The organism is Gottfriedia sp. NPDC057991, assembly GCF_042886615.1.
In the GTDB taxonomy this organism is placed as follows: domain Bacteria; phylum Bacillota; class Bacilli; order Bacillales; family Bacillaceae_G; genus Gottfriedia.
Genome location: NZ_JBHVQN010000001.1, coordinates 13,005 through 33,865 on the forward strand (window position 1 = coordinate 13,005; position 20,861 = coordinate 33,865).

At 32.4% G+C, this 20,861-nt stretch carries 22 protein-coding genes; 17 read left to right on the top strand and 5 right to left on the bottom strand.

Going from position 1 to position 20,861, the window contains the following annotated elements; translation table 11 throughout:
- Positions 1-273 carry a hypothetical protein gene (locus tag ACFVR2_RS00060; RefSeq protein WP_056472328.1) on the top strand — a complete coding sequence of 91 codons (273 nt, stop codon included), beginning with the start codon at positions 1-3 and terminating at the stop codon, positions 271-273.
- Between the two features lie 34 nt (positions 274-307).
- Here the strand turns inward: ACFVR2_RS00060 and rnhC are convergent, their stop codons facing one another.
- Positions 308-1,240, bottom strand: a complete 933-nt coding sequence (rnhC, locus tag ACFVR2_RS00065) for a ribonuclease HIII (protein WP_387357766.1) — start codon at positions 1,238-1,240, stop codon at positions 308-310.
- Positions 1,241-1,337: 97 nt separating this feature from the next.
- Between rnhC and zapA the strand changes: the two genes are divergently transcribed.
- The 7 genes from zapA to ACFVR2_RS00100 all read left to right on the top strand — a co-directional run bounded on the left by zapA (position 1,338) and on the right by ACFVR2_RS00100 (position 9,242).
- Entirely contained in the window at positions 1,338-1,628 is a 291-nt protein-coding gene (gene zapA, locus ACFVR2_RS00070; protein ID WP_387357768.1) for a cell division protein ZapA, read from the top strand.
- On the top strand, positions 1,621-2,154 hold the full coding sequence (locus ACFVR2_RS00075) for a CvpA family protein (RefSeq protein WP_387357770.1): 534 nt from the start codon (positions 1,621-1,623) through the stop codon (positions 2,152-2,154). The genes zapA and ACFVR2_RS00075 overlap by 8 nt, the downstream gene beginning before the upstream one ends.
- A gap of 46 nt (positions 2,155-2,200) precedes the next feature.
- Positions 2,201-3,925, top strand: a complete 1,725-nt coding sequence (gene polX, locus ACFVR2_RS00080; RefSeq protein WP_387357772.1) for a DNA polymerase/3'-5' exonuclease PolX — start codon at positions 2,201-2,203, stop codon at positions 3,923-3,925.
- Positions 3,926-4,028: 103 nt separating this feature from the next.
- Entirely contained in the window at positions 4,029-5,144 is a 1,116-nt protein-coding gene (locus ACFVR2_RS00085) for an RNA-guided endonuclease InsQ/TnpB family protein (protein ID WP_387360408.1), read from the top strand.
- Between the two features lie 180 nt (positions 5,145-5,324).
- On the top strand, positions 5,325-7,679 hold the full coding sequence (locus ACFVR2_RS00090) for an endonuclease MutS2 (RefSeq protein WP_387357774.1): 2,355 nt from the start codon (positions 5,325-5,327) through the stop codon (positions 7,677-7,679).
- 228 nt (positions 7,680-7,907) lie between these two features.
- Positions 7,908-8,777: an alpha/beta hydrolase fold domain-containing protein gene (locus tag ACFVR2_RS00095; protein ID WP_387357776.1), complete on the top strand. Its 870-nt coding sequence runs from the start codon at positions 7,908-7,910 to the stop codon at positions 8,775-8,777.
- 9 nt (positions 8,778-8,786) lie between these two features.
- Positions 8,787-9,242, top strand: coding sequence for a GNAT family N-acetyltransferase (locus ACFVR2_RS00100; protein WP_387357778.1), 456 nt, complete (start codon positions 8,787-8,789; stop codon positions 9,240-9,242).
- A gap of 36 nt (positions 9,243-9,278) precedes the next feature.
- Here ACFVR2_RS00100 and ACFVR2_RS00105 read toward each other — a convergent pair whose 3' ends face one another.
- Positions 9,279-9,725, bottom strand: a complete 447-nt coding sequence (locus ACFVR2_RS00105) for a hypothetical protein (RefSeq protein WP_387357780.1) — start codon at positions 9,723-9,725, stop codon at positions 9,279-9,281.
- Between the two features lie 94 nt (positions 9,726-9,819).
- Between ACFVR2_RS00105 and ACFVR2_RS00110 the strand changes: the two genes are divergently transcribed.
- The 6 genes from ACFVR2_RS00110 to ACFVR2_RS00135 all read left to right on the top strand — a co-directional run bounded on the left by ACFVR2_RS00110 (position 9,820) and on the right by ACFVR2_RS00135 (position 14,774).
- Positions 9,820-10,356: a hypothetical protein gene (locus ACFVR2_RS00110; RefSeq protein WP_387357782.1), complete on the top strand. Its 537-nt coding sequence runs from the start codon at positions 9,820-9,822 to the stop codon at positions 10,354-10,356.
- Between the two features lie 107 nt (positions 10,357-10,463).
- Positions 10,464-10,820, top strand: a complete 357-nt coding sequence (locus ACFVR2_RS00115) for a hypothetical protein (RefSeq protein WP_387357784.1) — start codon at positions 10,464-10,466, stop codon at positions 10,818-10,820.
- Between the two features lie 2 nt (positions 10,821-10,822).
- Positions 10,823-12,067 carry a glutathionylspermidine synthase family protein gene (locus ACFVR2_RS00120; RefSeq protein WP_387357786.1) on the top strand — a complete coding sequence of 415 codons (1,245 nt, stop codon included), beginning with the start codon at positions 10,823-10,825 and terminating at the stop codon, positions 12,065-12,067.
- 23 nt (positions 12,068-12,090) lie between these two features.
- The gene (locus ACFVR2_RS00125; RefSeq protein ID WP_387357788.1) at positions 12,091-12,492 is read left to right on the top strand and encodes a DUF350 domain-containing protein; all 402 of its coding nucleotides are present in this window, start codon (positions 12,091-12,093) and stop codon (positions 12,490-12,492) included.
- A 167-nt stretch (positions 12,493-12,659) separates the two neighbouring features.
- Entirely contained in the window at positions 12,660-13,544 is an 885-nt protein-coding gene (locus ACFVR2_RS00130) for an ABC transporter ATP-binding protein (RefSeq protein WP_387357790.1), read from the top strand.
- Positions 13,545-14,774, top strand: a complete 1,230-nt coding sequence (locus ACFVR2_RS00135; protein WP_387357792.1) for an ABC transporter permease — start codon at positions 13,545-13,547, stop codon at positions 14,772-14,774.
- Positions 14,775-14,838: 64 nt separating this feature from the next.
- Here ACFVR2_RS00135 and ACFVR2_RS00140 read toward each other — a convergent pair whose 3' ends face one another.
- From ACFVR2_RS00140 to dat, 3 genes are all read right to left on the bottom strand, one after another.
- Positions 14,839-15,675, bottom strand: a complete 837-nt coding sequence (locus ACFVR2_RS00140; RefSeq protein ID WP_387357794.1) for an SGNH/GDSL hydrolase family protein — start codon at positions 15,673-15,675, stop codon at positions 14,839-14,841.
- A gap of 279 nt (positions 15,676-15,954) precedes the next feature.
- Positions 15,955-16,254, bottom strand: coding sequence for a hypothetical protein (locus ACFVR2_RS00145; protein WP_387357796.1), 300 nt, complete (start codon positions 16,252-16,254; stop codon positions 15,955-15,957).
- A gap of 69 nt (positions 16,255-16,323) precedes the next feature.
- Positions 16,324-17,208: a D-amino-acid transaminase gene (gene dat, locus ACFVR2_RS00150; RefSeq protein ID WP_387357798.1), complete on the bottom strand. Its 885-nt coding sequence runs from the start codon at positions 17,206-17,208 to the stop codon at positions 16,324-16,326.
- Positions 17,209-17,361: 153 nt separating this feature from the next.
- Here dat and ACFVR2_RS00155 point away from each other — a divergent pair, with 153 nt between their 5' ends.
- The 3 genes from ACFVR2_RS00155 (at position 17,362) to ACFVR2_RS00165 (ending at position 20,858) form a co-directional block, all read left to right on the top strand.
- On the top strand, positions 17,362-18,171 hold the full coding sequence (locus ACFVR2_RS00155; protein WP_387357800.1) for a sugar nucleotide-binding protein: 810 nt from the start codon (positions 17,362-17,364) through the stop codon (positions 18,169-18,171).
- Between the two features lie 126 nt (positions 18,172-18,297).
- Complete coding sequence (locus ACFVR2_RS00160) at positions 18,298-20,004, top strand: AMP-binding protein (RefSeq protein WP_387357802.1); 1,707 nt, start codon at positions 18,298-18,300, stop codon at positions 20,002-20,004.
- Positions 20,005-20,270: 266 nt separating this feature from the next.
- Positions 20,271-20,858, top strand: coding sequence for a fatty acid metabolism transcriptional regulator FadR (locus ACFVR2_RS00165; RefSeq protein WP_056472373.1), 588 nt, complete (start codon positions 20,271-20,273; stop codon positions 20,856-20,858).
- The last annotated feature ends 3 nt before the right edge of the window (positions 20,859-20,861 follow it).

Sequence of the window (20,861 nt, forward strand, 5' to 3'; positions counted from 1 at the left end):
ATGTTAATCTTTTTACTTTATGTCGGATTGCTGGTTGGAGTGTTAGCTGTTTATAAAGATGCCATTAAGCGGGATGTTAGTAATCTTGGGTTTCAAATGATCGGTTATTATGTACTAGCTTCTTTACCATTTAGGTTATTTTGGTTACCGATCCCTTTTGGATTTTTGATTTGTTTATTTTTATTATCTAAACCGATGCTTCGATATAAAAAACAAAAACAAGTTGCTAGCCTATTAGGTTTCATTGTATTTATAGTAGATGCTTTATTCTAAATGAATTTTTCATTTAGAATAAAGCTTTTTTAATTTATTTCTTTGAAATCTTTAATGCCTTTTCGGTATTAGCAAAATGTAATTTCGTTAAACTTCGTAAAGCTTCAATACCTTTTGATTTAATTAGTTTTGCAGCGGCTTGATCAACTTTTGCTCCAGCACCTTTTGGTAAAGTCATGCCAGCTTTTTCACTTAGTTGATCCATTTGTTGCAGGAAAGCATATCGGGCTAATATAGAAGAAACTGCAACTGAGAGATGCAAACCTTCTGCTTTTGTAGCGAATTGAACTTTATCACGAATAACTTCTTTTGTTCCTTTTAAATAACCGTAGTACAGATTAGGAGGAGTAAATTGATCAATTAAGATTGCATCATATTTTTTATCTTCTAATTTTGAAATAGTATTTCGAATTGCTTGATTATGTAATAGCGCCTTTAGTTTATTCATGTTATATCCTTTTTCTTGCATAGCATTGTATTTCTCATTGTGCAGTACTAAGAGGCTGTAGGTTGCAACATGAACTATTTTTTTTGCTATGCTGCATATGGCATCGTCAGTTAGCTCTTTGGAATCTTTTACGCCTAATTCTTTTAGTAATTCGAATTGACTTGGTTCTACAAAGGAAGCTACTACTGTCATCGGCCCAAAATAGTCACCTGTACCAACTTCATCACTACCTATAACGGCAAGACTTGAAAAGTTTTTTGGTAAAGTTGAATTCGTATTTGTTGGGTTCACCTTTTTAGAAGTTTGGCTAGCCGATTTACCTTGCCATTTACTTACTTCAGCATCACAATTTGAGCCTTGAAACATTACTTTACCAGATTTATATGCAGTGATTGTACAGCCACTTGGTTTAGCCATAAATACTCCACCTTGTGGTACTTTTGCTTGAAGGCTACTTTGGTAGTGTGCTTTCATCTTTAAGAGAGTATCCTCAGAAACTGTTAATACAGTGTTTGACATAAATTTCTCCTTTATAAATGGATATTTTCCAATACTTTTGTTTGTATTGAATTTCGTGTTATAGTTAAGGTTAGAATGTTTATAGCTGAATGGAGGTATGAAGTTGTCCAATTCTTCATCGAAACAAAAACTAAATGTAACTATTTATGGGCAACATTATGCAATTACTGGTGACGAGTCAACAGATCATATTCGCCATGTTGCCTCAATTGTAGATGATAAAATGAAAGAAATAAATAAAAAAAATCCATTATTAGATACTAATAAATTAGCTGTATTGACAGCAATAAATATTGTAAGTGATTATGTAAAATTAAAAGAAAGAGCTGAAATGCTCGAAAAATTATTAGAAAAACAAACGAAAAGTGAGCAGACAAAAAATGATTGATTTAATTATACTTATTATTTTTATTTTAGGAATTTTGACAGGTTGGAAAAGAGGATTTATTAGCAGCCTAGTACGATTAATAGGTTTTTTACTTTCCTTATATCTAGCTTATCATTATTATGAACAAACCGCTACTTCGCTTAAGAAAATTTTTCCAATACATATAAGCGGAAGCCAGGTCGTAAATGCAGAGCAGTTTGTATATGAAATTATAGCTTTTGCTTTGCTGTTTATTGGGACAAGGTTAGTTATTTCATTTATTGGTTCGTTATTGAATGGAGTTTTCCAATTACCTGTTTTAAAGCAGATGAACTCCTTCTTAGGTGGTATTTTTGGTTTTATTGAGGTTTATTTATTTGCGGTTTTGGCGCTTTTTATAGCTTTAATTTTACCAATTGATACACTTCATGATTTATTACTTAAATCAAATATCGCGAATTTTATGGTTCAACATACACCATTTATATCAAATCATTTAACGGATTTATGGAACTTGAACGGATCTTCTGGTTCTGAAATACTTTAATCGACTTAAAGTGAAAAAAATTTCTATGTTAAGTAGGTGACTTTATATGCACAAAAAAGAGTTAATTAAACTATTAGAACAAATTGCTACTTATTTAGAACTAAAAGGTGAGAATGCTTTTAAAATATCAGCATTTCGTAAAGCGGCAAATGCATTAGAAACTGATGAAAGAAGTCTTGAACAAATCGACGACTTTACTGCTATAAAAGGAATCGGAAAAGGGACTTCTGCAGTTATTTTAGAATATATTGAGACTGGTAAAAGTACGGTATTGGAAGAACTACAAGAATCATTGCCAAAAACTTTACTTCCATTACTTAGGCTACCTGGTTTAGGTGGAAAAAAAGTAGCTAAGCTTTATCAAGCATTACAAATTGAGAGCATGGAGCAGTTAAAAGAAGCATGCTTAAATGGTAAGTTACAAGGGTTAGCTGGATTCGGTAAAAAGACAGAGGAAAATATTTTAGAATCAATCGAGGAGTTTGGTAAGCAGCCCGAGCGCTTGCCGCTTGCAGATGTATTACCGATTGCTGATAAAATTGAAGCTTATTTAGCAGAAATGAAAGATGTTGAAAAGTATTCAAGAGCAGGAAGCTTACGAAGAGTACGTGAAACTGTTAAAGATTTAGACTTCATTGTTGCATCAATTAAACCCGAAAGCATTAAAGAACAATTACTTTCAATGCCGGAAATCGTTCGAATAATTGCACAAGGGGATACAAAAGTTTCTCTTGTTTTAAAAGGTGTTGAATATGAGATTTCAGTTGACTTCCGAATTATTCAACCAAAGGAGTTTGCTACAACGCTGCATCATTTTACTGGTTCTAAGGATCATAATGTAGCTATGCGTCAATTGGCTAAAGAGCGTGATGAAAAAATTAGTGAGTACGGTGTTGAGAACGTTAATACTGGTGAGGTTTTAACATTTGAAAATGAAGAAGATTTTTATGCTCACTTTAATTTACCTTGTTTTCCGCCTGAAATTCGAGAGGATGGAAAGGAAGTTTCAACTTTTACAAACGATTATCCATTAATTCGTTTAGAAGATATGAAATCTGATTTACACATGCACTCTACTTGGAGTGATGGTGGCTATTCAATCGAAGAAATGGCAGATGCATGTCGTGCTAAGGGATATAAGTATATTGTCATTACAGATCATTCTCAATATTTAAAGGTTGCGAACGGTTTAACTCCTGAGCGTCTATGGAAACAAAAAGAAGAGATTCAGCGTGTAAATGAAAAATATACTGATTTTACAATTCTACATGGGGTAGAAATGGATATTTTACCTGATGGTTCATTAGATTATGAAGATGATGTTTTACGCTCACTTGATTTTGTGATTGCATCAATTCATTCTAGCTTTAGTCAAGATGAAGAGACAATTATGATGCGTTTAAAAAATGCAATGAGAAATCCTTATGTTAGCATGATTGGGCATCCAACAGGGCGCAAAATTGGCAGAAGAGCTGGGTACAAAGTTAATGCTGAAGAATTAATTTCTGTAGCAAAAGAAACAGGTACAATTTTAGAATTAAATGCAAATCCAAATCGATTAGATTTAAATAAAGAAATGTTAATGATGGCCGCGGAAGCTGGTGTGATGCTATCAATTAATACTGATGCACATAACATTGATATGTTAGAGCATATGACTGTCGGGGTTAGTGCGGCCAAAAAGGCTTGGTTAAAAAGAGAAAATATTGTAAATACATTTGAATTACACGAACTTTTAAGTTTGATTGAAAGGAAACGTAATCGAGTGTAAGGAGGTTAATTAAAGTTAGTTAAAATTTATATAAATGTCACATTTGAATATAAATACAAATTACCTAGCATGTTTTAATAAACATGAGGTGATAAACTTGAAAATAATGCTTGCAAGAAAAGTGAGATTAAAACCAACTAAACAACAAGAACTACAATTGTGGAAATCAGTAGGTACAGCGAGATGGGCTTATAGTTGGGCTTTAGCTAAACAAGAAGAATACTATAAAATTGATAGGAAATTTATTTCGGATAATATATTGAGAAAAGAATTGACTTTATTAAAACAAAGCGAAGAATTTTCTTGGTTGTATGAAGTGTCTAATAATATAACGAAACAAGCAATTAAGGATCTTTGTGAAGCTTATATAAAATTTTTTAAAGGGTTGGCAGACAAGCCGCGATTTAAGTGCAAGGGAAAGTCAAAACCATCTTTTTATAATGATAATGTGAAATTGAAAGTTAAAAGAAATAAAGTCTTAGTCGAGAAAGTTGGATGGATTGTAACTTCTGAACAAATTCCTGACACAAGATACTTAAATCCTAGAATTAGTTTCGACGGTAAATACTGGTATCTTTCTGTTGTAATTGAGGAATCACTACAATTAGAAGAATTGAATAATATCTCACTGGGAATCGATATTGGAATAAAAGAATTAGCTATCTGTTCAGACGGTAACAAAAAGAAAAATATTAATAAATCTAGCTTTGTTAGAAAGACGGAGAAGCGACTACGTAGGTTGCAACGTAAAGTTTCTCGGAAATATGAAATGAATAAGGAGGGAAGCCGTTTCGTCAAAACGAGCAACATTATAAAAATCGAAGAAAAGATACGACACCTACATAGAAGATTATTAAATATCAGAGTAAATCATCTTCATCAATCCACGAGCGATATAGTGAAAACCAAACCATACCGCATTGTCATGGGAAATTTAAATATCAAAGGTATGATGAAATGTAAGAAATTATCTAAGGTGATTGCTAAACAGGGATTATATGAATTCAAACGACAGATTCAATATAAATGCAAAAAATATGGAATCGAATTTTTAGAAGCTGATAAATGGTATCCTTCTTCAAAAATGTGTTCAAGTTGCGGAAATATTAAAAACGACTTAAAACTGTCAGACCGTCAATACAAATGTAAATGCGGTCATAGGATGGATAGAGATTTAAATGCAGCTATTAACTTGTCACGTTATGAATTAGCAGTTTGACACATAATCGTCATTGTTAATATGTAGGATTCGTTGTATCCGAATTTACGCCCTCGGAGTGTTACATCAAACGAAAGTAACTAACAATATGGCGAAATCGGACACGTAGAACAGGGAAATAAACAAAGGCTATAAAAGTTTATTGATTTTTATAAGTTTTAGGCAACGGTTGCGAGGGATATGCAACGTACGTTAAGAGTTTTAGAGTACGATAAAATAAAAGAACAATTACTTAAACACGCTTCATCTTCACTAGGTAAGGAACGTATAAAAAACCTTTTACCAAGTACTAGTTATGATGAAGTTGTAGAGCTACATGAATCAACCGACGAAGCTGTGAAAGTTATTCGACTACGAGGAAATGTACCTCTTGGTGGATTATCAGATATAAGAATGCAAGTAAAAAGAGCAGATATTGGTGGAATGCTATCTCCTTCTGAACTAATTGCAATTTCGGGTGTTACATATGCCGGGCGTCAAATGATTCGATTTATTGAAGGCTTAATTGAGAGTGAAGTAGAAATTCCATACTTAGAATCATTAAGTGAGCAAATCATTCCTTTATTAGAATTAGATAAAAATATAAAGGCTGCTATTGGTGATAATGGAGAAGTTTTAGACGACGCTAGTGTGACACTTCGAACAATTCGTGGACAAGTTCGAACAGCTGAAGCTCGAATTCGTGAAAAATTAGAGAGTCTAACTAGAGGTACAAATGCACAAAAAATGTTATCAGATTCAATCGTAACGATTCGTAATGATCGTTTCGTTATTCCAGTAAAACAAGAATATCGACATGTTTATGGTGGTATTGTTCATGATCAATCTTCTTCTGGTCAAACATTATTTATTGAGCCACAAGCTGTCGTTACATTAAACAATAGTTTACAAGAAGCTAAAGTTAAAGAAGAGCAAGAAATTGAGAAAATTTTAATGGCATTAACAGACCAAGTAGCGGAGGCTTCAGCGGATTTATTGCAAAATGTTGAAATTTTAGCTGAAATGGATTTCTTATTTGCAAAAGCTAACTATTCGCATTCAATTAAGGCGAGTAAACCAATTTTAAATAACGATCGATATTTTAAATTAAAAAAAGCACGTCATCCTCTAATTTCAAGGGATGTAGTAGTAGCTAATGATATTGAATTAGGTAAGGATTTTACTACGATTGTCATTACTGGTCCAAATACGGGTGGTAAGACGGTTACTTTAAAAACGATTGGTATTTGTGTTTTAATGGCACAATCTGGTCTACAAATTCCTGCACTAGACGGTTCAGAAATCTGTGTGTTTGAGCAAATTTTCGCCGATATTGGTGATGAGCAATCAATCGAACAGAGCTTAAGTACATTCTCTTCTCATATGGTGAACATTGTAGATATTTTAAAACATGTTAATCATAGTAGTCTTGTATTATTTGATGAATTAGGAGCTGGAACTGATCCTCAGGAAGGTGCGGCTTTAGCAATCTCAATTTTAGATGAGGTAAGTGAATACGGTGCAAGAGTAGTAGCGACAACGCATTATCCTGAATTAAAAGCATATAGTTACAATCGAGAGCACGTTATGAATGCTAGTGTTGAATTTGATGTAGAAACATTAAGTCCAACTTACCGATTATTAATTGGTGTTCCAGGTAGAAGTAATGCATTTGAGATTTCTAGAAGACTTGGACTTTCAAATCGCGTAATTGAAAAAGCAAGAAATCATGTAAGTGAAGAAAGTAATGAAGTAGAAAATATGATTGCATCTTTAGAAACGAGTAGAAAAGGTGCAGAAACAGAATGGAAAGAAGCAGAAGATTTCCGTAAAGAATCAGAGCGAGTTTTCAAAGACTTACAAAAGCAAATGATGGAATTTTATGAGCACCGTGATGAATTATATCGTGGGGCACAGGAAGAAGCGAAAAAGCGTGTCAAGGTAGCTCAACAAGAGGCCGAGGAAATTATTAAAGAGTTGAGAGAGCTAAAAGCTGGCCAATTAGCTTCAATTAAAGACCATGAATTAATTGAGGCAAGAACTCGTTTGGAAGGGGTAATTCCTTATGCTCCTAAGAAAACAATTCCTCAAGCTGCACCAAAGAAACAAAGAAAGCTTCGTGAAGGTGACGAAGTAAAAGTGATTAGCTTTAACCAAAAAGGAACACTTCTTGATAAAATTAGTGAAGGTGAATGGCAAGTTCAGCTCGGTATTATTAAGATGAAAGTTAAAGAAAAAGATATCGAATATATTAGTTCACCTAAAGAAGTAAAAGAACGTACTGTTACAGCTGTAAAAGGTAAGGATTTTCATGTTAATCTTGAGCTGGATCTTAGAGGTGAAAGATATGAAGATGCGCTAATTCGTGTTGAAAAATATATCGATGATGCATTATTAGCCGGTTATCCTCGAATTAATATCATTCATGGAAAAGGAACTGGCGCACTGAGACAAGGGGTACAGGAATACTTAAAAAAACACAGAGCAGTTAAATCCTATCGATATGGAGCAGCCTCTGAGGGCGGAATAGGCGTTACTGTTGTCGATTTAAAATAAGGTATTAGGGGTTCTAAGATGGAAAAGTTGGCAAAAATATTATTTGCGGTTTGTGCAGTATTTTTAATTTGGGGAATTTTGTATGTAACAGTTATTAAATAAAGTAATTGAGGCTAGCATCATTAATGTATTTCTATTAATTTATGTAGACGTTAAAATCTTACATAACAATGAACCTAGAAGACATAACTTGTGTTAGTCTCTTTTTTATTAGAAAGGTGAATTGGCTTGAAGAAAATCATTTTAGCATTAGTCATCTTTGTTATCGTCTTTGTTGGTTTTAATGGTTTTCAACATAAACACCATAAGAAGATAAATGATGTAAGTAAAGATATTATTGTGCAAAAAGATGTACGTTACACAAATCCTGCCCAAGTTCCACAAACCTTTGATGTATACCGATCTAAAAATTCACATGGTCCATCACCAACGTTGATATTTGTTCATGGCGGTTCTTGGATATATGGAAGTAAAGCGTTGAATAAACGTTGGAGTACGGTTTTTAATGAAATAGTAAAAGATGGATATACAGCAATTAGTATAGACTATACACTTTATTCAAAAGAAAATTATTCATATAACTTTCCAGTTCGTGACGTGAAAACAGCAATCGACTTTATTTACAATAATTCAACTGAATTAGGAATTGATCGAAATCAAATCGGGATTGCTGGTGCTTCTGCCGGTGGACACTTAGCTTTATTAACTGGTCTTCAGCCTGATATTCAAGACAAAATAAAATATATTATTGCTTGGTATCCAATATCAGACTTAACGACCATGAATCAATCTCCTTCTTCAAGAAGTTCAGAAATTGTAGATAAATATATGAATAGTACTGTAGATCAAATGACAGATGAGTATAATCGAATGAGTCCTATTCAATATGTAGAAAAGACAAAAGTCCCAATTTTTATAGTACATGGCACAGGAGATAAGCTTGTTCCATTCAGTCAATCCAAGAGATTTGCTAAAAAAAATCCAAAAATGGTTACTTTGATTGCACTTAAAAATGGAAACCATGGATTTACAAATCTTTCGATACAAAAATCCACCAATGATACGATAAATTATTTAAAGGCAAGATTAAAAAAGTAAGGAGTATCAATGAAACATATTAATAAAATTCAATTTCTAACAAAAGAGCATTGGAATCTATTATTACTAGCTGATCCATCAAAAGAAATGATAGATAAATATATTCAAAAGAGTAATATTTATGAAGTACTAGACCAAAATTTACTCGTCGGTGTATTAGTCTTAATGGAGAATTCAAGTGAAGAGGTTGAAATTAAAAATATTGCAATTGATCCGACCTTTCAAGGACAAGGATTTGGAAAAAATTTAATCCACTATGGAATGAATGAATCCAAAAAACTTGGTTATTCCAAAATTTCAATCTGTACCGGTAACTCAAGTACACACCAATTAGCATTATATAAAAATTGCGGATTTCAAATCAGTACTGTTTTCTACAATTTCTTTATTGATAATTATGATGAAGAAATTTGGGAAAATGGCATACAGTGTAAAGATTTAATCAAGCTAGAACAAAATCTATAGTAGACACTAGAAGCTACCTAAGAAAACTTAGGTAGCTTAATTTTTATTCAATATAAGGTTGACATACATCACATAAGTATTGCGGTCTTGATCAACTTCATTTGAAGTTTGCTCATAGATTTGATGATCTATTGTTAGATAAGTTGATTGAAGCCAGGAAAGTAGATCCAATTCATCTCCGCTCTCATAGAAATGAATTTCATCAAAAGAATCCACATCTCTAATTTCAATGCCTAACGGTCTGTTTAAATGATAAAAAGGAGTATTTTCCATATCTGATTCAATTACTTCAATTACATATCGATCTTCTTCGATATATGAGCCTCTATTCTCGTATACGAAACCATTTAAAATAAAGTAATCGCAATATCTTCTTGTAAAGATTTGGACCTTTGATAAAAATGGAAAATGGTAAATAGGTCGTGTAGATTCTCCATCAAGTAATCGATATTCAAGAACAAAGATGTTGTCTGTATTAAACATTGTTCAAACTCCTTTAATAATTGTATATACATTAGTATATAACACAGTTTAGGATAGAAATGTATGTATTTATATATTGAATTAGGAGAATACAATGTCAAAAACATCAAAATTAATGAAAAAAGTGAGTATTGCCTTAACAAGTGGTATTGTAATAAGTTCATTAACCGGGTGTGGATCTGAATCAGAGTCTATTGAGACAACTGATAATTCTCAAGATTATTATGAATCAAGTCAACCGGTCTATGAAAATACAAAGCAAGTAAATGAGGTTGATGAGGGGACGACGACTGAAGATAGTTTAGATGAGACTAATTCTACTGATACCACTTACGAGCAAACTGATAGTGACGAAACAGAGTTTGCGTATACAGATACTGAAATGCCTGATGACGAAAATTGTAGTGATTGGGAATTTGACTATGAAGATAATATTTGGATTTGTGATGATAGTTCAAGCTCATTTTACCGAAATTTCTTTTTTTTAGGCTCATTCTTTGCAACAAAAAATATGTTATATAGCAACAATGATTTTAATCAATATAAATCCTCAGGCATTATTAAAGGAACAAATTCTTCGGTTAAAAAAAGTGGTTTTGGTAGTGGAGTTTCTGGGGGATTTGGAGGTTAATCTAAAAGATAACGAGAGTAAGAGGGATAGCTAAAGTTAATTTCTATATACTTTAAGAAAAGGATTAGTTTAGAATAGAATAATTCAATACTCGAAAGGAGATCCCAATGTCAAAAACATCAATATTAATGAAAAAAGTTAGTATCGCATTAACGAGTGGGTTAGCAGTCAGTGCCTTAGCTGGCTGTGGTTCTCAAAATGCTGACCGACCAGATAAACCGAAAAATGACGATTGTCGTGATTGGGAGTTTGATGATGACGAAGGTGTTTGGGTTTGTGATGATAGCACTAGTCATTACTACCATAGTTATTATCATGGCGGAATATTTTATCCAACAAGAAAGGCACTTCATGGAAGTAGTTCTTATAAGAGCTATAAATCTTCTAGTAAATATGCAGGGCATACTTCGTCTTCAAGTAAAAGTGGTTTTGGGAAAGGTTCATCTGGAGGATTTGGTGGTTAATAATGGATAATGTGAATTTACAGAATCATAGACGAAAACGTAAAGAAGTATATCAAAAACTTCCAGATTTTTGGGCGGATTTACAAGATTCATATTATGCTTTATTAGACTATTATCCTTTGACTGAAAGTGAAGTTGGTGAAATTCATTCAATTACGGAACAAATTGGAAAAATCTATGATAAGACTGCTCGGTTAATGAGACAATTACCAGATGATATTTTTTATATGCTCGGTTATTCAAATGAAATCGTTCCATATTTACGTCATAAAACGATTGAAAGTGAAGGAATCATCAGGAGAATTGACCTCGTTCGTACAGTAGATGGTTGGAAACATTATGAATGCAATAGTGACACCCCAACTTTTATTATGGAGACCCATCATGTCAATAACTACATTACGGACTATTTTAATTTGAAGAATCCTAATGCTGATAGTGAAATGAAACTTTCTAACGTCATAAATCATGTTGTCAATAAAAGCATAAAAGGGTTAGATGAACCAATTATTGTTTTTACAGCTCATGGTGATCATGAAGAAGATTGGAAGACAGGTAAGTATATCCAATCTCTTTACGAAGGTAAGAGTCAATTAATATCGCTAGAAGATTTACAGATTATTGAAAACGATGGACTTTATACACCTAAAGGTGAAAGAATACACATTCTTTACCGACAAACCTATCCAATTGAACACCTAGAGCTTGATCAATCTTCAGATGGAACAAAAATTGGCCTAGCACTATTAGAACTTGTAAAAGACGGTAAATTGATTATTTTCAATCCATTATCTTCATTCTTACTACAGTCTAAAGCTGTTCAAGCATTAATTTGGAATTTACATATAGAGCAATCAGATGTTTATTCTGTCGAAGAACATGATGTAATTAGAAAACATTTTCTACCAACATTTTTAGAGCCAGATTTTTTTATAGAGAACAAACTTCCGTATGTTGAGAAACCTGCTTTTGGCCGTGAAGGAGATTCAATTAAGATTATTAACGGTGAAAATCGTCAACAAAGCAAACAAAATAACTATCATGATCAAGTTATGGTGTTTCAACAATATTCACCTTTACCGATGAGAAAGGTTATGACTCCCGATGGAATGTTAGATTTACATGTATTAATAGGTAGTTTTTTGATTAAAGAAGAATACGGCGCAATTGGTGTACGTGCCGGGAATATTATTACTGGAAACGAAAGTTGTTTTTTACCAGTAGGGATTGTTGAAGAAAAAAATTAATTAGTGAGGGGATGAGAAGATAAATGGATAGTATTGTTAGTACATTGATGTATTTAGGATCGGGACTTATTCTTTTATTTATTGGATTTTTAGCTTTTACTTTTACCACTAAGATGAGTGAACAAAAATTAATTTTAGAGGATGGTAATATTGCCGTAGCACTGAAATTAGCGGGAAAATTAGTAGGGTTAGCAATTGTTATTATGTCAGCAGCAAAGTATTCAGTTAACTATGGTGATTTCATTATTTGGAGCTTAGTTGGTATTATAGCTCAAATGGTTACTTATTGGATTGCAGAATTTGTAATATTTCCGAAAATATCGTTTGCTAAAAAGGTTGAAGAAGGAAATATTGCTGTCGCTGCTTTATTGTTTACTTTAAGTGTAACAGTAGGGTTATTAATTTCAGGTAGTATTTCATATTAATATAAAAATGAGAATGCTAGAGTGGCATTCTCATTTTTTCATTTCTGTCTTTAGTATAACTATTTACTATTTTTACCTTTTATTAAAATTCTTTTAAATGTATGCTTAATGTATAGGAATTACATTTAAGTATACTTTTACTTAAACTTCAAAAAGGGGGAAGAGCGTTGACTTTAGAAATAAAACAGCTTTCTAAAAAATTTGGAGATACTATTGCCGTTAACGAATTGTCATTGACTTTGCCTACAGGAAGAGTATTAGGTTTATTAGGAAGAAATGGAGCAGGAAAAACGACCACCATTAAAATGTTATTAGGTCTTCTTACACCTACAAAAGGAGAAATAACTTGGAAAGGGAGACCATTTAAATCTGATCAAGTTAAGGTAGGTTATTTACCAGAAGAAAGAGGATTATTTACCAAAAGCAAGGTTGTTGATCAACTTAAATATTTCGGAAAATTAGAAGGTATGTCTAATAAAGAGGTTGATGTAGCAATAACATATTGGCTAGACCGTCTAGAAATACCATATTATCGAAATAAAAAGGCAGGGGAGCTTTCAAAAGGTAACCAACAAAAAATTCAATTAATTGTCACTTTATTACATAACCCAGAGTTGATTATTTTAGATGAGCCATTTAGTGGGCTAGATCCAGTTAATGCGGAGTTAATGGCTTCAATTATTACCGAACAAATTCAGAAAGGGAAAACGGTTATTTTATCAAGCCACCGTATGGATCAAGTAGAGGCTTTTTGCGAGCATGTTTGTATACTTAAGAACGGTAATGTAGTAGCGGAAGGTAGTTTAAGTGGATTAAAAGAAGACTATGGGTATAGAAATTTAATTTTAGAAGATATAACATCGATTAAACAAATACTAGATTCTAATAATCTAAGTTATGAGCAAAAGCAATTAGGAATTTACGTAAAGGTAAAAAGTGATGAGGAAGCTTTTATGATTTTAAATCGTATTAAGTCAGACTTGGGTTCTATAAGGAAGTTCCAATTATTAGAGCCTACACTAAATGATATCTTTATAGAGAGGGCGAAATAAATGAAGAAGTTTAGTACTGTCTTTTTATTTCATTTACGTGAAGGTCTTTTGGCGAGAGCAACGATGATTATGAGTGTTATTTTATTTGTATTAGTCGTTGGAATATTTGGAGTACAAAAATATTTTGCTGGTACAGAAAAGAGCAATAAGGATAAAGATAAAATTGTTTTGATAAATAATTCGAAAAATTATTCGGTAGATATTGCTAGTTTAAACAAAACGATTAAATCCGCAAAGATCGAGCAGAGCGATGCATCCAAAGAAAAAGATTTAAAAAATCAAGTTGAAGATGGATCAAAAGATGGACTGATTATTCTTTCCGAAAAGAACAATGTCCCGTCTATTCAATATACGTATAAAAAGTTTTCAAACAGTGAAGTGCTTTCAGTCGTAAATATGACATTGCAGCAAAATTACTTAAATAAAACTGCCCAAGATTTAAAGCTATCGCCTGAATCTGCAACAAAGTTATTGCAAAAAGTAGAAGTAAATGAAAATGTTCTAAAAAATCCTATGGCGACATTTGGAATTGCTTACTTTTTTGGATTCTTACTGTATATGTTTCTATTAATTTATGGAAACTCAATCGCAACAGGAATTGTTGCTGAAAAGTCTTCTAGGGTAATGGAAGTATTACTACCAAAAGTAAGTCCTATCGTGACTCTATATGGAAGAGTCATTGCGGTATTTTTTGTAGCTTGTGCACAATTAATTGTATTAGGATTAGGATTTCTTTTTGCCAATTTATTAGGCTGGGTTAATACTAATGCGATATCTTTTTTTGGAATGAAAATAGATTTAGAGGCATTAGATACTACAACGATCATTGCATTTGTAGTTTATTTCTTACTAGGTTATTTACTTTATGGATTACTTTACGCTGCAATTGGATCAGTAGTTTCAAGAACAGAAGAGCTTCAAATGGTTCTGATGCCAATTACTATTTTAGTCGTAGCGGCATTCTTTATTAGTATTAATGCATTAGTAAATCCAGGTGGTACATTTGTCCAAATTAGCTCATATATTCCATTTTTTGCTCCGCTTGTAGCATTTTCTAGATTTGTAAGTGGAGAAATGAATTTTATAGAAATAAGTGCTAGTATATTAATTTTAATCGTTTCAATTTTGATTTTAACTCGTGTTGCTAGCCGTATTTATGTTAATGGGGTAATGTATTACAGCGAAAAGGTAAAGTGGAAAGATGTAGCTAGATTATTAAAAAGACAATAAAAATATAGATCTCATAGGTCAAATTGCTGACTTTTGAGATCTATTTTTTAGCTGTTTTTATTGTCTAAGTTTCAGTTTTATGATCATTGTCCTCTTGTTCTATACTACATTTAACATCCTGCTGTAGAAGCTCTAACTCTCCAATTACTATCTCCGAAACACGTTTATATCCTCTTGTTTTATTTGGATGCATACTATCAATTAAATAATATTCACCGTTCATTCTATTCCATCCAACATTAGAGTATAGGTCGATGCATGGCAATGCGTAAAATGTAGCTACATCTTTTACAGCTCTAGCATAATCAGATGTTAAATAACCGGCTTTATTTTTATCTTCATATTTTCCGTTGTGATATCTAGGCACAGGCGTCATAAGAATAATCCTACAATTTGGTAACCTTGTTTGTATTTTTTCAATCATTGAACACAAAGCACCGATAAACGTTGAGTCGTCTAAATTAGGTCCTTCATTTGTTGGGAACCCTTTTCCTAAAGGAATACCTCTACCAAAGTCATTTGTTCCACCCATTATTGTTAAAATTTGAGTATTAAGTGGAATCGTAGCATTGATCCTTTGGCTGTTACACATACTTGATAAAATTTCTGTCGTTCCATTTGGCTGTGGTTGAGGTGGTTGACCTTTGTAATTTCCATTCTTATCAATCCAGGCAATCGAACCATTTTCAGCTATAGTTGTTCCGCCAATCCCTCTATTCACATGAGTCAAGCCTAACCTTTCTGCTACAGCCGGCTGCCATCCGTTAGACGAAGTGATACTATCGCCGTAACTAACCCATTTTTTTGATTTGTAACCGGATATTTTTTTTCCTTTTGCCTCAGATATATTTGTTAACAATGAATTAAAAATGCGTTTTACATAAGATGTTAATCTAGCCATAGCAATCACCCTTTTTACATATTTACTTCATAAACATGTAAAGCCTATTTACTAAAAATAAAATTACAGTGACAGTACAGGATTTTTTAGCATGTAACATTTTATATATAAAAATTATTCTATATTACATTTATTCAAATAAAATCAACTTAACAAAACTTTAAATCAATTGTTAAAACTGTTTATTAAAAGAAAGTTGCACTTCGATAGTTAGTAAAACAACAAAAAAGCCTGTATCTTATAATTCAAGTCTAAGATACAGGCTATACTTTTCGGTAACTAATTGTGCTTATAAATATTTTTATCGGAGCTTTTTTTCATAAAGATCCCTATAATTAACTGAATGAGACCAATAAGAAATATGATTGGATACAATACCCACATCAACATCCCTGCCCAGCCATCTCCTTTGACAATAGCATACGTAATTCCAATGGCAAATGACAAAAATGGACCAATGACTACCAAATTCGCGATACCCCATATGATATACTTTCGTTTTCTAGATTGCCTTATAGTAAAAACGAGAGCAAGAGTTGCGCCAAAAAAGGCGATTGAAATTGCTATAAAAATTGCCAAATCAAGTCACTCCTCACTAAGGTAAAGCAGCATATTTTGATGCAGTTTTATAGTGCTAGATAGTGTAGTCTAGTTAGTGGACTGATCCTGCGGAATTTTATCAATTAAATTAGTGTATGAATCTTGAATTCTTTTTGTTATTTCTCCACGCTTTCCTAAACCAATAGTATAGGACTTTTCATCAATTAAAACTGAAGTAACAGGTAGAATGTCAGAAACTGATGCTGTTGTAAAAGCTTCATCTGCATTTAAAAGCTCATCAATTGAGAATGGAGTCTCTTTTACTTCGAGTCTTTCTTTTTTTGAAATTTCAAGTACCACTTTTCGGGTAATGCCATTTAGAATTAAGTGATTAGCAGGATGAGTGAATAGAGTAGAGTTTTTTACGATAAAGACATTTGTTGCTGAGCCTTCTGTAATGATCCCATCTCTATGTAAAATTGCTTCTTTTGCTCCTTTAGCGTAAGCCTCATTTTTTACTAAAACACTTCCTAATAAGTTTAAACTTTTTATATCACAACGGAGCCATCGAATATCATTCGTTACATAAGCAGTTATTCCTTTTTCCATTTGCTGTAATGGTCTATGATCTTCTCTTACCGTGTAAGCAATCAGTTGAGGCTTTAAATTGGATTCTTCTTGGTAAATATGATTGCGATTCATTACACCTCTACTAATTTGGATATAAACATATCCATTATCGTAATCGCAAGTATTCATTAAATAAACTAAATCACTTTCAAGTTTTTTGAGATGCATTTTAAAAGGTATTAATATTTTTTCACAGCTTTCCTTCAAACGAATTAAATGTGCATCGAGTTCGAAGTACGACTTATTGAAAAAACGAATAACCTCATAAACGCCATCTCCAAATTGATAACCTCGATCTAAAATATTTACATTTGCAGATTTTAAATCGACAATACGGTTGTTTAAAAGAACCTTTGTTTTCATATGATCCCCACTCCCTGTTATCATTTAAGTCTGATTGACATAAGCTTTCAAATAGTCTGGACTTTAAATTTATGACCTTTGTAATCACTGTTAATTATGATACATTCAATATATCACAAGTTTATTAAATATTTTGTAAAAAGGAGAGAGACAATGAAATTATTAATTTTAGGTGCTAGCGGACTAGTTGGGAAGGCTTTAATAAAAGAATTTTCTCATGATTATGACGTTTATGGAACGTTTAATAAAACAAAATTAGATTTGAAAAATGATCATCAATTACAATGGGATATTAATGATTCAGAGGGAATTTTGACCTGGATTGATCGTATTTGCCCAGATGTAATTGTTTCTTGTTTACGTGGTGATTTTAATGTTCAATTTAAGGCGCATTCTAGAATAGTAGAAAAAATAAAATCAACTTCAACGAAATTTTTATTTTGTTCTACAACAAATGTTTTTGATGGAGAAGTTTCAAAGCATCACGCTGAAAACGATCTTCCTGTTGCCGAATCAGATTATGGACAATTTAAAATAAAATGTGAAGAATTAATTAAGAATGAGATGGGCGATAATGGGATCGTATTAAGATTGCCAATGGTTTGGGGAAAACATTCACCAAGACTAAATGAAATAAAAGATAAAATAGAAAAGGGTCAAGAAATTGACGCATATGATAATATTTTTTTAAATCATGCAATTGATACAGGTATTGCTAAGCAAGTAAGAAAAATTGTTGAAAATGATTTAAAAGGATTATTTCATCTTGCAACAACTAATATTGACTCGCAATACTCATTTATTTTTAAACTTATAAAAAGATTATCAAATGAGGGGAGAGTCAAATCGCACACTTTAGAAAACTTTGATGAATACAATTTTGGATTATTGACTAATCGCAGCGATTTGCCTTCTAATTTTTACTATGATAGTGATGAAGTAATTGATCAATTAGTTCATTAAATTGCAAAACAAATTTGAAATCCACTGGTGATTAAATATTCTTAATATTTTGATTGTATAGCTGAAATTTGTAACATATACTAATTTTAGTATGAACATACTTTTAAAATACTGGTGGTGAATGGTATGGAGGAACCGAGAGTAAAGCCTTGGGTGAGTCAGTATCCAGAGCAAATACCAGCTACATTAGACGAACATTTTGATTTATTACCAACATATTTAAAGCAAACAGCTTCAAAATATCCAGCTAAGAAAGCGCTTAATTTCCTTGGAAAATCGATGACCTTTAATGAGATTTATATTCAGTCTTTAAGATTTGCCAATTTTTTAAGGAATTTGGGAATTAAAAAAGGAGACCGAGTTGCAATTATGCTTCCTAATTGCCCTCAAGCAGTGATTGCTTATTATGGGATTCTTTTTGCAGAAGCAATTATCGTCCAAACAAATCCGCTATATACTGAACGTGAGCTTGAATATCAAATGAATGATAGTGGTGCAACAGCTATTATTTGTTTAGATTTATTGATTAATAGAGTGTACAAAGTAAAAAAATCTACTAATCTAAAACATATTTTTGTTACTGCGATTAAGGACTATTTACCATTTTTTAAAAGGCTGTTATATCCTTATTCAAAACAGCCAAAGGCACCTGAGATTCCTGAAGATCATTCGATTCATCAATTTAGTTTTATTATGCAAATATCTGCACCAATCGAACAGGATCTCTCAAGTAGCAGTGTAGAAGATGTAGCAATACTTCAATATACTGGAGGAACTACCGGTTTTCCTAAAGGTGTAATGCTTACACATAAAAATTTAGCATCAAATACGTTAATGGCAGAGAAATGGTTATATAAAAGTAAGAAGGGCCAAGAAAAGATTTTGACTGTCTTACCATTTTTTCATGTATATGGAATGACGACATGTATGAATTTATCAATCATGTGTGCGTATGAAATGATTATTGTACCGAGATTTGATCCAACTCAAATGCTTGAGGCGATCAATAAATATCGCCCTACATTGTTTCCAGGTGCACCAACAATGTATATTGCATTATTAAATCATCCTAATTTAAAGAATAACGATATCTCATGTATTCATGCTTGCTTAAGTGGTTCTGCAGCATTACCTGTTGAAGTTCAAGATCAATTTGAAAAGGTTACAGGTGGAAAATTAGTAGAAGGCTATGGTTTATCAGAAGCTTCTCCAGTTACACATAGTAATTTCTTATGGGATAAGCGAGTAACGGGCAGCATTGGTGTTCCTTGGCCAAGTACAGATGCTAAAATAGTATCTCTAGAAACTGACGAAGAGTTACCTTATCGTGAAATTGGTGAATTAATCGTTTCAGGACCACAAGTAATGAAGGGGTATTGGAATCGGCCAGAGGAAACCGCAACGACGTTAAAAGATGGCTGGTTATATACAGGTGATTTAGGCTATATGGATGAAGAAGGCTTCTTTTATATCGTTGACCGTAAGAAAGATATGATCAATGCAGGAGGATTTAACGTTTACCCTAGAGATATTGAGGAAGTATTATACGAACACGAGGCTATTAAAGAAGCAGTTATAGTTGGTATTCCTGATGCTTATCGAGGAGAAACTGTTAAAGCTTACATTGTATTAAAAGAAGGCAAATCGGTTACTGAGGCCGAACTTGATGATTTTTGCCGGAAATATTTAGCAGCTTATAAAGTTCCGAGATTTTATGAGTTTAGGAATGAATTACCAAAAACAATGATCGGTAAAATATTAAGAAGAACATTACTTGAAGAAGAACAACAAAAGAATACGAAACCTGAGGATTCTGATGAAAATTTAATATAATAATATATGGGGGATGATAACATAGGCATCCCTCTTTATTTTACGAACTGATATAAAAATACTATGTTAAAATAAATTTAAAGATTGATTAGAAAAGAAGTCTGATAAAATTTTATGAAAGTACAAAGAGTAAAAAGAAATTTAAAAGTTTTTGTAAAGAAACTTTATACATAAAAATATTACAGGACAATTGACAATTTTCTGATAAATTTGTATTATGAGAATATGAATGATTATTCATTCACTGTAAGAAGGGGTAAATAACAATGAAAAGAGATAAACCAAAATATAAACAAATAATTGATGCTGCAGTTGTTGTAATTGCTGAAAATGGTTACCATCAGGCGCAGGTTTCTAAAATTGCAAAACAGGCTGGTGTAGCTGACGGAACAATCTATTTGTATTTTAAAAATAAAGAATCCATCTTAATTTCACTGTTTGAAGAGAAGATGGGAAATTTTACTGAAAAAATTCGTGAAAAAATTGAAGGTAAACCGGACGCGATATCGAAATTATTAATGTTGGTGAAAACTCACTTTTATGAAATGTCTAAAGATTCGCATTTAGCAATTGTTATGCAATTGGAAGTAAGACAAACAAATATTGACCTTAGATTAAGAATAAATGAGGTACTGAAAGAGTATCTACATATCATTGATTCAATTTTAAATGAAGGGATCAATAGTGGTTTGTTCGACAAACAATTGGATATTCGTACAGCTAGACAAATGATCTTCGGCACGATTGATGAAGTGATGACCCATTGGGTAATGACAGGTCAAAAACAAGATTTAGAGTCAAAAGCCGATAAAGTTCACCAACTATTAATAAGAGGATGCGGGTACCAAAATTAACGT